Consider the following 12,690-nt stretch of genomic DNA (forward strand, 5'->3'; position numbering starts at 1 on the left):
GTATGCACCTAGAAATAGGCAGTTCCGGCTGGCAATCGGGCACTTTCTCGGTCGATCGGAAAGATTCACCCGGACCGCGCGCACCGCATTTGGACAAAGCGCACAGACATGGGTGATTGGGGCGCGTCCGGGCGGGGTCGACGCCGCCGCGACGGCGCGCCTGGCGCGACGGCGCGGTCCAGTTGGCGCCGCGGGCGCGATCGTGGAGGAGAATACCTGGGATGACTCGACACCCGGGACTGATCGACCAGGCCGTCGCGCGGCTGCGCGCCCAGATCGCCGACGGCGGCTGGCCCGTGGGCGAACGCATCCCGGCCGAGCCGCTGCTCGTCGAGATGCTCGGCGTCGGCCGCAACACCGTCCGTGAGGCAGTGCAGTCGCTCGTGCACGCGGGCCTGCTCGAGCGCAGGCAGGGCTCGGGCACGTTCGTCATCGCGAGCTCGGAGCTCAGCGTCACGATCGGGCGGGAGATCGCGCTCGCCCGCCAGCGCGACGTGCTCGAGGTGCGCCGGTCGCTCGAGGTCGAGGCTGCCCGGCTCGCCGCGCGGCGCCGGACGCCGGCCGAGCTCGCCGAGCTGCGCGCGCGCCGCAACGACCGCACGGAGGCGTACCGCAAGGGCGACCTCGACGCGATGGTCACGACCGACCTGGCGCTGCACCGCACGATCGCCCGGGCCGCGCGCAACCCGGTGCTGCTCGCGCTCTACGAGAGCCTCGTCGGCGCGATCGGGGAGAACATCCGCTTCAACTTCGAGCGCCCGGCGCACACCCACGACAGCCACGACGGGCTCGTGGACGCGATCGCCGACGGCGACGTCGACCGCGCGGTCCGCGAGATCACGAGCTACCTGTCCGAGCAGCTCGGCGAGGGCTGAGCCCGACCCGATCGCGACCCGCCCGCCGGGTGCGCTAGTGTCATCCCCCGGGCCAGTTTCTGGTGCATGCCCGCGTAGCTCAGTGGATAGAGCGTCCGCCTCCGGAGCGGAAGGTCGAAGGTTCGAATCCTTTCGCGGGCACCCTGCTTGTCTGCGTGAATTCCGGCCGTGCCCGCGTCGTGCCCGCGACATTCCCCCGGTGGCGCGGCTCGACCCGGCCCTCGCCGGTCGCCCGTTGGCGTGCATGTGCGCGCGCGTGATTGTCCGATTGCGGCGGAGTGCTTGTCCGCGTGCGTCCCAGTGCTTGCCGGGTGCGTTCGAGTGCTTGCCGAGTGCTTCCGCGCGGAGCAGGTGACAGAACCGCAGAGGTGTGGCTCCCGGCAATCCACACAGGCCCCACCAGTCACATCCGCACCATGCTCCGCGCGGACGGCGAACCTCACCGACGCGCGAGTTGCCCGAGTGCACCACCGTGACGCTCGAACCATCCCACAGGCCCCACCAGCCCCTCCTGTCCCCCGCGCGTCGCTGCGGTTCGCTCGGCGCGCGGCGCCAGGCCTCCGACCGGGCCGGTCACCGAGAACACGAGGCGAGGACGCCGTAGCGGCACGCGTCGGCACAGCACGCGTCGGCACGGCACGAGTCGGCACGTGTCGGCACCGGTCGGCACGTCGCCAGCACGGGTCGTCAGGTCCAGCTGTCCTCGAGCATGATCGGCCGGCACGCGATCGCGCCGGCGAGCACCATGAGCACCACCGTCGCCAGCAGGAACGCGATCGCCGCCGCCCAGCCGCCCGTCGCGACGTAGAGGACGCCGACCACGACCGGACCGAGGCCGGCCAGGCCGTAGCCGACGCCCTGGACGAACCCCGACAGCGCGACGCCGCCGCGCTGAGTCCGCGTCCGCAGGTTCAGCAGCGTGATGACCAGCGGAAACGCACTCGGCGCGACGCCGAGCAGCACGATCCACGCGAGCGTCCCGTGCGTCGGCGCGAGCATCAGCCCGGCGTACCCGCTGACGAAGCAGGCGCCGAACACCACCACGAGCGAGAACGGGCTGTTCATCCGGGCCGCCAGCGACGGGACCACGAACGATCCCGGTAGGGCGAGAATGCCGAACAGGGCGAGCCACTGCCCCGCGTGCTCCGCGCTGATCCCGGCGTCGCCGAGGATCTGCGGGAGCCAGGCGAACATCGCGTAGACGTTGAGCGAGTTCAACCCGAACAGGCCCGCGAGCGACCACGCGAGCGGGCTGCGCCACACCCGGCCGCGAGCGCGCGCGGACCCCGGCCGCCCGGGCTCGCGCCGCGCCGAGCCCCGCCAGAGGCCGCCCAGCTCGGCCCGCAGCCGCGCCGACCGTGCGATCACCACGACCCACGGCACGGCGGCGACGAGCCCGATCACCGACCAGGACGCGAGCGTCACGCGCCAGCCGTACTCCCGGGCGATCGGCACGGCCAGCAGCGCCGGCAGGGTGGTGCTGAAGCACATGGCCACCGAGTACATCGAGGTGACGGCACCGATCCGGTCCGCGAAGTACCGCTTCACGAGCGGTGGCAGCAGCACGTTGCCCATCCCCATGCCCGCGAGCGCGATCACGGTCCAGACGAGGAAGGCCGACGGCGTCGCGACGCTCGAGCGCACGATCTCGCCGCCCGCGGACGCCACCATGGCGGCGACCAGCGTCGGTTCGAGCCCGAACCGGCGCGCGAGCAGCGGCGCGAGCGAGCCGAAGAGCGCGAACGACGCGACCGGGATCGTGCCGAGCACGCCGGCCTGGACGCCGGTGAGGGCCAGGTCGACCCGCACGACGTCCAGGATCGGCGAGACGGCGCCGACGGCGATCCGGAGGTTGAGCCCGACGAGCAGGATCCCGAGGAGCGCGATCCCTCGTCCGTGCCACGGCTGGGGTCGGCCGAACGCGACCATCGGGGCCTTCCTGACGAGAGTTCGCGGGCCCGGGGTTCGCGGGCCCGGCGCCGGCGCCGTCGACGCAGGCGGGGCGGGCAGGGCAGGCGGGGCAGGCCCGACCTTAACCTGGGATGAATCCGCACCCGCCCCACCGCGAGGCGCCCGACGACCGGCGGGATTGTCGAACTGGGAGGTTTAGGACTTTCGGCGCACGAGACCGGCGACCGTTCCTCGTATTTTGGTGTCGAGGTCAAAGGCGATCTGTCCCCTGCCACCACCCACCCCGGGAGCACCCGTGACAACACCGTCGACAATCGATGCCCTCGTCGCCGCAGCGACCAAGGCGCTCGCCGAATACGCGAGGTTCGACCAGGCCGAGATCGACCACATCGTCAAGAAGGCCGCCGTCGCGGCGCTCGACAAGCACGGGCTGCTGGCCGACCTCGCCGTCGCCGAGACCAAGCGCGGGGTCTTCGAGGACAAGGCGGTCAAGAACATCTTCGCGTGCGAGCACGTCACGCACTCGATGGCGGACCTCAAGACCGTCGGCGTCATCAGCCGCGACGAGCTCACGGGCATCATCGAGATCGCCGAGCCCGTCGGCGTCGTCGCCGGCATCACGCCGGTGACCAACGGCACCTCGACCGCGATCTTCAAGTCCCTGATCGCGCTCAAGACGCGCAACCCGATCATCTTCGGGTTCCACCCGGCCGCCCAGCAGTCGTCGGTCGCCGCGGCGACCGTCGTGCGCGACGCTGCGATCGCGGCGGGCGCCCCCGAGAACTGCATCCAGTGGATCGAGGCGCCCTCGATCGAGGCGACGAACGAGCTGATGCACCACCCGGGCGTCGCCCTCATCCTGGCGACCGGCGGCAACGCGATGGTCAGCGCCGCGTACTCGTGCGGCAAGCCCGCGCTCGGCGTCGGCGCCGGGAACGTGCCCGCCTACATCGAGAAGACCGCGAAGCTGAAGCGCGCCGTCAACGACGTCGTCCTGTCGAAGGCTTTCGACAACGGCATGATCTGCGCGTCCGAGCAGGCCGTCATCCTTGACGACGAGATCTACGACGCCGCGATGGCCGAGTTCGCCGTGCTGCACGCCTACCGCGTGAGCAAGAAGGAGAAGGCGCTGCTCGAGAAGTTCATCTTCGGGGTCGCTGCGCACGACAAGAACTGCGCGGGCGCGAAGCTCAACGCCGCCGTCGTCGGCCAGAGCCCCACCTGGATCGCCGCGCAGGCCGGCTTCACGATCCCCGCCGACACGTCCATCCTCCTGGTCGAGGTGGGCGAGGTCGGGCCGGTCGAGCCGATGACCCGCGAGAAGCTCACCCCCGTGCTCGCGGTGCTGCGCGCGACCTCGACCGAGCAGGGCATCCGGCTCGCGGAGCAGATGGTGGAGTTCGACGGGCTGGGCCACAGCGCCGCGATCCACACCCGCAACGACGCGCTCGCCGAGGAGTTCGGCACGCGCGTCAAGGCCATCCGGATCATTCGCGACGCGCCGTCGTCGCTCGGCGGCATCGGGGACATCTACAACGCGTTCATCCCCTCCCTCACGCTCGGCTGCGGCTCGTACGGCCGCAATTCGGTGTCGAACAACGTGTCGGCGATCAACCTCGTGAACATCAAGCGGATCGGCCGGAGGAACAACAACTTGCAGTGGTTCAAGGTCCCCGCGAAGACGTACTTCGAGCCGAACGCCATCCGCTACCTCGCCGACATGGAGGACGTCACCCGGGTGACCATCGTGACGGACACGACGATGACGCGACTCGGCTTCGTCGACAAGGTGCTGGACGTGCTCGGTCGCCGCCCCGACAAGATCTCGCTGCAGATCATCGACAACGTCGAGCCCGAGCCGAGCGTCACGACCGTGCAGAAGGGCGCGGCGCAGATGCGCGCCTTCGCGCCCGACACGATCATCGCGCTCGGCGGCGGCTCGCCGATGGACGCGGCGAAGGTCATGTGGCTGCTCTACGAGCACCCGGAGATCAACTTCTCGGACCTCAAGCAGAAGTTCTTCGACGTGCGCAAGCGCGCGTTCCGGTTCCCGACGCTGGGCGCGCTCGCGAGCCTCGTGTGCATCCCAACGACCTCGGGCACCGGCGCCGAGGTGACGCCGTTCGCGGTGATCACCGACACCGCGACGGGCCACAAGTACCCGCTCGCCGACTACGCCCTCACCCCGACGGTCGCGATCATCGACCCGGTGCTGACCGCGATGATGCCGAGCTCGCTCGCGGCCGACTCGGGCTTCGACGCGCTGACGCACGCGACCGAGGCCTACGTGTCCGTGTACGCGAACGACTTCACGGACGGCATGGCGCTGCAGGCGATCCGGCTGATCTTCGAGAACCTCGCGGTCAGCGTCAACGGCGCGCCCGGGGAGCCCGAGACATCGGACGCGCGCGAGAAGATGCACAACGCCGGCACGATCGCGGGGATGGCGTTCGGGAACGCGTTCCTCGGCATCGTGCACGCGATGGCGCACACGCTCGGTTCGACGTTCAAGCTCGTGCACGGGCGGACCAACGCCGTGCTGCTCCCGCACGTGGTGCGGTACAACGGCACCGTCCCGTCGAAGCTCACGAGCTGGCCGAAGTACGAGAGCTACGTGGCCCCCGAGCGCTTCCAGCAGATCGCGGCGATGCTCGGGCTGCCGGCGCAGACCCCCGCCGAGGGCGTCGAGTCCTACGCGCTCGCGCTCGAGTCGCTGCGCTCGAAGGTCGGCATCCCGGCGTCGTTCGCGGCGTGGGGCGTCGCCGAGGCCGACTTCATGGGGCGGCTCGACGAGCTCGCCATGGGCTCCTACGAGGACCAGTGCGCGCCCGCCAACCCGCGGATGCCGATGCGGGCGGACATGAAGGACCTCATGGCCGCGGCGTACTACGGCACGTCGGTCGCGGACGTGCGGGAGCGGCGCGCGCGGGCCGACGCGGTCCCCGAGCTCGCCACGCCGGCCTGACCTCGGCGGCTGCGCCTCGGAGGCCCGGCCGTGCCGCCCTGACCTTGGCGGCCGGGCCTCGCCGCGCGACGACGCCGGGCACAATGGGGGTTTCCCACCTTCAGGAGGCCCCCGTGCGAACGACCCGTACCCGGACGATCACCGCCACCGCCGCCGTCGTCGCGACCCTCGCGCTGGCTGGCTGCTCGGACGGCTCGACGCCCGATCTCGGCGAGCTCAGCGCGTCGCTCTCCTCCGCCGTCGAGGGCGCGAAGGAGAGCGCCGAGCAGGCCCAGACCGCCATCGACGACGCCCGCACCCAGCTCGAGGATGTGACCCCCGAGGCACGCGCCGCCGTCGAGGACGCGATCGCCGCGTCGTCGGCCGCAATCGGCTCGGCGACGACGGCGATCGACGAGGCGAGCGCCGACGGGAGCTCGGCGAGCGCCGCGGTCGCCGAGGCCGAGGCATCACTCGCCGACGCCCAAGCCCAGCTCGACTCCGCGGCGGCATCCGTCGACGGCGTCACGAAGACCGCGCTCGAGGCGCTGTCCGCCCAGATCGACGACCTGAGCGCGCAGCTCGACGCGACGCAGGGCTGACCGGATCGACCGACCGGCCCGACCGCCTGGGCCCTTGGTCCCGATAATTGCGAGCGCAACTACTCCGAACGGGTGAACGCTCAAGTTCGCCCTCGAAACCCATGTCATGACTGCGGCCTGAGCCGATCTCACAGACATGACCATCAACGGCGCACGGCAGGGCCAGCGCAGGGCGCATGCGCCCGCATGGTTTACCGTCGCCGCCTGGGGGTCGCTCGGGCTCCTGCTGCTCGGCGGGTTCGCGGGCGCCGTCGGCCTCGGCTGACGCTGCACCGACTGCCCGCTCCACCAGCCCGCTCCACCAGCCCGCTCCGACGGCCTGCGGCGCCGCCCGCGTAGCCTCACCGGGTGACGCCGACGACCGAGCCAGCCCAACCCGGCACCCTCCCGGGCGCCCCCTCCCCCGCCGACGGGCGCCCCGTGAGCACGGCCGGGCGCTGGCGCGACGTCCTGCGGGCGACCGGCCTGCTCGCGCCCGACGGCGGCACGCGGCCCACGATCTTCGCCGAGATGTCGGCACTCGCGGCGAGCACCGGGGCGATCAACCTCGGCCAGGGCTTCCCTGACGTCGACGGCCCGGAGGCCATCAAGCGCGCCGCGATGGCGGCGATCGAGGCCGGCCACAACCAGTACCCGCCGGGCGCCGGCATCCCCGCGCTGCGCGCGGCGGTGGCGACCCACCAGCGCCGCCACTACCGGCTCGAGGTCGATCCCGAGACCGAGGTGCTCATCACGACGGGCGCGACCGAGGCGCTCGCCGCCGCGGTGCTCGCCCTCGCCGGCCCCGGCGACGAGGTCCTCACGCTCGAGCCGTTCTACGACTCGTACGCCGCCGTCATCGCGCTCGCGGGAGCGGCCCACACGACCGCTCCCCTCGTCCGCGGCCCGGCCGGCTTCCGGCTCGACCCCGCGGCGCTGCGCCTGGCCTTCACCGACCGGACCCGCATCGTGCTGCTGAACTCTCCGCACAACCCGACCGGCACCGTCCTGACGCGGGCCGAGCTGACCCTGATCGCCCAGCTCGCCACGGCCCACGACGCGATCGTCATCACCGACGAGGTCTACGAGCACCTCGTCTACGACGGCGCGGAGCACATCCCCGTGGCGACGCTGCCCGGGATGGCCGCCCGCACGCTGACGATCTCGTCCGTGGGCAAGTCCTTCTCGTTCACCGGCTGGAAGATCGGCTGGGTCGCCGGCCCCGCGGCCCTCGTCGAGGCCGTCCGCACGGTCAAGCAGTTCCTCACCTACGTGTCCGGCGCGCCGTTCCAGCCCGCGGTCGCGACCGCACTGACCGACGCCGCCGCCTCGGCGTGGGTCGTCGACCTCGCCGCCTCACTCGCGGGCCGGCGCGACTTGCTGTGCGCAGGGCTCGAGCGCGCGGGCTTCGACGTCATCCGGCCGCAGGGCACGTACTTCGTCGTCGCCGACGGCGCGCCGCTCGGCTTCGACGACGGCGCAGAGCTCTGCCGTCGGCTCCCCGAGCTCGCGGGCGTGGTGGGCGTGCCGGTGAGCGCGTTCACGCGCGCGGGCTCCGCCGCCGACGCGGCGCTGCGGTCGGCGGTCCGGTTCACGTTCGTCAAGCGCGAGTCGGTGCTGCGCGAGGCCGTCATCCGGTTGGCGGAACTCGCGGCTCGATAGGCGGGCGCGGCCGCCGAGCCGCCCTAGGGTGGCGACCATGGACGTCCGATTCATCGCAAGCTTCACCGTCGTGAGCAACCACCCGACCGCGGACCGCCGCCTGTTCCGCGACGCGATCGGCCTGCCCCTGCGCTCCGCCGTGACCGCCGAGGAGGACTCGCAGTACGTGTTCTCCGAGGAGATCCCCGGGGCGAAGCACTTCGGGGTCTGGCCGCTCGCCGAGGCGGCGCAGGCCTGCTTCGGCCTCGACCAGTGGCCGCAGGACCACCCCGTCCCGCAGGCGAGCGTCGAGTTCGAGGTCGACGACGTCGAGGCGGCGGCCAGCGAGCTCGTCGCGAAGGGCTACCGGCTGCTGCACCCGACCCGAACCGAGCCGTGGCACCAGATCATCGCGCGGCTGCAGACGCCGGACGGGATGATCGTGGGGGTCTGCTTCACGCCCTGGCTGCACGACACCTGAGCCGGCACGCCCGGCGCAGGGCTACAGGCTGTGCCAGCCGCCGCGCCGGTACGCCGGGGTCGCGAGCGCGAGCACCGCGAGCGCCGTCGCAGCGCACCCGACCATGACCAGGCACATCGCGCGCGCGTCGCCGCCGAGGACTCCGACCAGCGGGCTCACCACGCCGGCGATGCCGGTCTGCATCGAGCCGAGGAACGCGGCCGCCGTGCCCGCCATCGCGCCGTACCGGTTGAGGGCGATCGCTGAGGCGTTCGGCGGGACGAAGTTCACCAGGAGCAGCAGCAGCCACAGGGCGACCAGCAGGCCGAACAGCCCGCCGAAGCCCGTGAGCGCGATCGCGAGCAGCACGACGGACATCGTGAGCGAGGCCGGGAGCGCGACGCGCAGGATGCGGATCGGCGCGATCCGACGCACGAGCGCGGCGTTGATCTGCGCACCGCCGACGAGCGCGATGCCGTTGACCGCGAACAGCAGCGCGAACTGGTTGGCCGACAGCCCGTAGCCCTCGCGCAGCACGAACGGCGAGCCGACGACGTAGCTGATCAGCAGGCCCATCCCGAGTCCCGGCAGCACCGCGACGGCGACGAAGTGCCGATCGCGCAGCAGCTCGCGGTAGCCGCGCAGCGCCGGGCCGAGGCCGGCCTCGCGGCGGAACTCCGGGTGCAGCGTCTCGGGCAGCCGCCGCCAGACCACGACCCAGAGCACGGCGCCGAACAGCGCGAGCCCGACGAACACCCCGCGCCAGCCGAACTGGCCCGCGATGACCCCGCCGAGCGAGGGCGCGAACATCGGCGCGGCGCCGATCACGAGCATGAGCCGGGACAGCAGGCGGGACGCGTCGGCGCCCACGAACCGGTCCCGGATGACCGCGAGCGCGACCACGGTCGCCGACGCGTTGAAGAACCCCTGCAGGAACCGCAGCGTGATCAGCCAGCCGATGCCGGGCGCGACGGCGCACAGGAGCGAGATCAGCACGTGCATCGCGACCCCGATCAGCACGGGGAGCCGGCGCCCGAGCCGGTCGGAGAGCGGTCCGACGACGAGCTGGCCGAACGCGCCGCCGACGAGGACGCCGGTCATGGTCAGCTGGACGGCGGTGGTCGACGTGGCGAGGTCCCGCGCCACGTCGGGCAGCGAGGGCACGTAGATGTCGCTGGTCACCGCCGGCAGGGCGCACATGAGGCCGAGCAGCAGGATGTACTTGCCGGTCGAGCGAGGGGCGGGGGGACTGAGGGGGCCGCCGTTTTCCATCGCGACGATTCTCTCATCCGTTCGCGTGCGCGCCGCCGACGCCGGGCAGCGCACGTCGGACCCATACGGCACGCTGGTGCCATGTGCGGTCGCTACGCCTCGTTCCGCGAGGCCCAGGATCTGGCGGACGAGTTCGCGCTCGCGTCCATCGCCGACGACGTCCGGCTGCTGCCCGCGTCGTGGAATGTCGCCCCGACCGACCCGATCCGGATCATCGTCGAGCGGCCGGAGCGGCTGGCCGACGGCTCCCACGGGGCGATCCAGCGCACCCTGCGCGCCGCTCGCTGGGGGCTCGTGCCGTCCTGGGCGAAGGACCGGTCGATCGGCGCCAAGATGATCAACGCGCGCATGGAGACGGTGCTCACCAAGCCGGCGTTCCGGCGCGCCGCCGCGAGCCGGCGCGCGCTGGTGCCCGCCGACGGGTACTACGAGTGGCTGCCGCCGGAGCCGGGCGCCGGGCCGCGGGCCCGCAAGCAGCCGATCTATCTCCATCCGGGCGACGGCGGGTCGCTCGCGCTGGCCGGCCTGTACGAGTTCTGGACCGACCCCGCCAAGGCCGCCGACGATCCGTCGCGCTGGCTCGTGACCGCGACGATCATCACCACGACGGCGGTGGACGAGATGGGCCGCGTCCACGACCGGCAACCGGTGATGCTGCTCCCGGACCGCTGGGACGCCTGGCTGGACCCGGCGGTCGGCGCCGAGGAGGCGGCCGCGCAGCTCGCCTCGAACGCACCCCGCCTTGAGCTGACCCCGGTCTCGACGGCCGTCAACACGGTCGGCACGAACGGCCCGGAGCTGATCCTGCCGCTGTGACGCGGGCGACCGTCAGTCGATCGACTCGACCCGGACCGGGGAGATCGCCCCGAGGCCGGCGAGGTCGCGGACCGGCTGCGGCGCGAGCCGGAACCGGCCCGACGCTGCGAGGAGCGCCGCGGTCGTCTCGTCCGTGAGGACCGTGCTCGGCTCGGCGATGTCCGTCAGGCGGGCGGCGAGGTTCACCGACGCCCCGAACACGTCGCCGAACCGCGAGAGCACGCGGCCCTGCACGAAGCCGACCCGCACGGGGGTGACCCCGCGCGCGCCCTCCGCGAGCCCGCCCGCGGTGCGCTCGGCCGCCACGTCCAGTTCCGTGCCCAGCACGCGCGCGAGGCCGAGCGCCACGTCGGCGCCGGTCGCGACGTCGTCGGCGATGAACAGCACGGCGTCCCCGATCGTCTTGACCACCCGCCCGCCCGCCTCGGTGACCACGTCCCGCGCGATCGTCTCGAACCGTTGCACGAACGCCGACAGGTCCGTCGGGCCGAGGCCGGCGGTGCGGCGCGTGAACGAGACCATGTCGGCGAACCCGACCGCGCGCGCGAGCGGCAGCGCCGTGGGGTCCGGGTGGTCGACGGCGCCGACCTCGCCGAACTCTGCGGCGATCCGGCCGGCCATGGCCGCGAGGTGCCGGCGCCAGGAGTGGACGAGCTGGGCCTCGAGCAGCGGGCCGGTCTGCGCGAGGCGGTCGAGCACGACCAGGCGCGCGCTCGTGTCGTCGAGCTGGTAGCGCGCCGCGGCGTCCTCGACGAGGGCCTCGACCTGCCAGAGCACGAGGCGCTCGGACGTGTGCCCGAGCGCGCGGGTCAGGGTCACGGCGGTCCGCCGGTTCATCTCGCCCGACCGGATCAGCGCGGCGACGCGCATGATCGCGGCGGCGTCGTCCTCGGTGAACACCGGGTCGTCCGGGTCGGCGTGCGGCAGGCCGAGCGTCGACCAGAACACCCGCGCGTCCTCGACGTCGACGTCGGGCCCGGACCGCTCGGCGAGGTCCCGGAGCGTGAGCGTCCGAGCGCCGCCGAGCAGCAACGCGTCGAGCCCGCCGACGGTCGAGTCCACCGCCGCAGGCTCCTGGCCCGGTCCAACGGCTGTGTGCTGCATCACCCCAGGCTAGCCCGCGTCCGGCGGCCGCCGACCGCGGCGGCCGGACGGCGGGCGGTCAGACGGCGGGCAGTCAGACAGCCGGCGGTCAGACGGCGGAGTGCTCGCGCAGGTGCAGCACGTCGCCCGCGAGCACCACGTGCTCGGTCCCGGCGTCGTCGCGGACGGCGAGCGCGCCGTCGCGGGTGAGCCCGGTGGCGCGGCCGACCAGCTCCTGCCCGCCGGGCAGCGCGACGTGCACGCGCCGGCCGAGGGTGGCGCACACGGACTCGACCTCGTCCGCGAGACCCGACGCGAGCGCGTCGGACCCCGCCGCGTGCCACCGCCCCTGCAGCTCGGCGAGCGCGGTCACCAGCGCGACCAGCAGCACCTCACGGTCCAGGTCGCGGGCCCCCGCCCCGGCGAGGGAGATCGCGCTCGGCACGGGCAGCTCGGCCGCCGTCTGGGAGACGTTCACGCCGATGCCCAGGACCGCCACGGGCCCGGCCGGGGTGTGCACGAGCTCGCACAGGATGCCGCCGACCTTGCGCCGACTCCCCCAGCCCGCCAGGTCCGTCCCGTCGGGCGCGGGCACGAGCACGTCGTTCGGCCACTTCAGGGTCGCCTGCACGCCCGTCGTCGCGCGCAGCGCGTGCACCGCCCCGAGGCCCGTGAGCAGCGGGAGCCAGCCGAGCGCGTCGGGCGGCATGCTCACCCGGACGGAGATCGAGAGCGTGAGCGCGGCGCCGGCGGGGGTCACCCAGGCGTGCCCGGCGCGCCCGCGGCCATCCTCCTGGTGGTCCGCGACGAGCAGGCCGACGCCCGGCCACGCCGCCGGGTCGGCGGCGAACGCGCGCGCGAGCTCGGCGTTCGTCGAGCCGATCCGCGGGACGACCTCGACCCGCCCGAGCGGCCCGGCTGGCTCGAGCAACAGCTCGCGCAGCACGGACGCCCGCAACCCGCTCCGAGCCCCGCTCCCCGGGTCCGCCCGCTCGTCCGCCGCTGCACCCGCTGCCTCGTCCGCCGCCATCGCCCCATCGTCCATCCCCCCATCCTCGCGCCCCCACCGCGGTTCTGCGAAGGACCGGCCTCGGCGGATCCGGGGCG

At 73.1% G+C, this 12,690-nt stretch carries 11 protein-coding genes and 1 tRNA gene; 8 read left to right on the forward strand and 4 right to left on the reverse strand.

Annotated features, from left to right (window positions below):
* Positions 1-221: 221 nt before the first annotated feature.
* Both J4E96_RS15755 and J4E96_RS15760 read left to right on the forward strand, forming a co-directional pair.
* On the forward strand, positions 222-875 hold the full coding sequence (locus J4E96_RS15755) for a FadR/GntR family transcriptional regulator (RefSeq protein ID WP_227423014.1): 654 nt from the start codon (positions 222-224) through the stop codon (positions 873-875).
* 68 nt (positions 876-943) lie between these two features.
* A tRNA-Arg gene (locus J4E96_RS15760) sits at positions 944-1,016 on the forward strand.
* Between the two features lie 546 nt (positions 1,017-1,562).
* Here J4E96_RS15760 and J4E96_RS15765 read toward each other — a convergent pair.
* Positions 1,563-2,804, reverse strand: coding sequence for a CynX/NimT family MFS transporter (locus J4E96_RS15765; RefSeq protein WP_227423015.1), 1,242 nt, complete (start codon positions 2,802-2,804; stop codon positions 1,563-1,565).
* Between the two features lie 277 nt (positions 2,805-3,081).
* Here J4E96_RS15765 and adhE point away from each other — a divergent pair, with 277 nt between their 5' ends.
* The 5 genes from adhE (at position 3,082) to J4E96_RS15790 (ending at position 8,433) form a co-directional block, all read left to right on the forward strand.
* Positions 3,082-5,751, forward strand: coding sequence for a bifunctional acetaldehyde-CoA/alcohol dehydrogenase (gene adhE / locus J4E96_RS15770; RefSeq protein WP_406619962.1), 2,670 nt, complete (start codon positions 3,082-3,084; stop codon positions 5,749-5,751).
* A gap of 113 nt (positions 5,752-5,864) precedes the next feature.
* The gene (locus J4E96_RS15775) at positions 5,865-6,332 is read left to right on the forward strand and encodes a hypothetical protein (protein ID WP_227423016.1); all 468 of its coding nucleotides are present in this window, start codon (positions 5,865-5,867) and stop codon (positions 6,330-6,332) included.
* 136 nt (positions 6,333-6,468) lie between these two features.
* A complete protein-coding gene (locus tag J4E96_RS15780) occupies positions 6,469-6,597 on the forward strand; it encodes a molybdopterin oxidoreductase (RefSeq protein WP_227423017.1) in 129 nt (42 codons plus the stop codon).
* Positions 6,598-6,752: 155 nt separating this feature from the next.
* Positions 6,753-7,973: a pyridoxal phosphate-dependent aminotransferase gene (locus J4E96_RS15785; protein WP_227425792.1), complete on the forward strand. Its 1,221-nt coding sequence runs from the start codon at positions 6,753-6,755 to the stop codon at positions 7,971-7,973.
* A gap of 37 nt (positions 7,974-8,010) precedes the next feature.
* Positions 8,011-8,433 carry a VOC family protein gene (locus tag J4E96_RS15790; RefSeq protein ID WP_227423018.1) on the forward strand — a complete coding sequence of 141 codons (423 nt, stop codon included), beginning with the start codon at positions 8,011-8,013 and terminating at the stop codon, positions 8,431-8,433.
* Between the two features lie 21 nt (positions 8,434-8,454).
* Here J4E96_RS15790 and J4E96_RS15795 read toward each other — a convergent pair whose 3' ends face one another.
* Positions 8,455-9,684 carry a multidrug effflux MFS transporter gene (locus J4E96_RS15795; protein ID WP_227423019.1) on the reverse strand — a complete coding sequence of 410 codons (1,230 nt, stop codon included), beginning with the start codon at positions 9,682-9,684 and terminating at the stop codon, positions 8,455-8,457.
* A gap of 81 nt (positions 9,685-9,765) precedes the next feature.
* Here J4E96_RS15795 and J4E96_RS15800 point away from each other — a divergent pair, with 81 nt between their 5' ends.
* A complete protein-coding gene (locus J4E96_RS15800; RefSeq protein WP_227423020.1) occupies positions 9,766-10,500 on the forward strand; it encodes an SOS response-associated peptidase in 735 nt (244 codons plus the stop codon).
* 12 nt (positions 10,501-10,512) lie between these two features.
* Here J4E96_RS15800 and J4E96_RS15805 read toward each other — a convergent pair whose 3' ends face one another.
* Together J4E96_RS15805 and J4E96_RS15810 are read right to left on the reverse strand one after the other, a co-directional pair.
* Positions 10,513-11,604, reverse strand: coding sequence for an adenylate/guanylate cyclase domain-containing protein (locus tag J4E96_RS15805; protein ID WP_227423021.1), 1,092 nt, complete (start codon positions 11,602-11,604; stop codon positions 10,513-10,515).
* Between the two features lie 88 nt (positions 11,605-11,692).
* Positions 11,693-12,628, reverse strand: a complete 936-nt coding sequence (locus tag J4E96_RS15810) for a biotin--[acetyl-CoA-carboxylase] ligase (RefSeq protein ID WP_227423022.1) — start codon at positions 12,626-12,628, stop codon at positions 11,693-11,695.
* Positions 12,629-12,690: the final 62 nt, after the last annotated feature.

Origin of the sequence: Pengzhenrongella sicca (genome assembly GCF_017569225.1) — a bacterium.
GTDB lineage: Bacteria > Actinomycetota > Actinomycetes > Actinomycetales > Cellulomonadaceae > Pengzhenrongella > Pengzhenrongella sicca.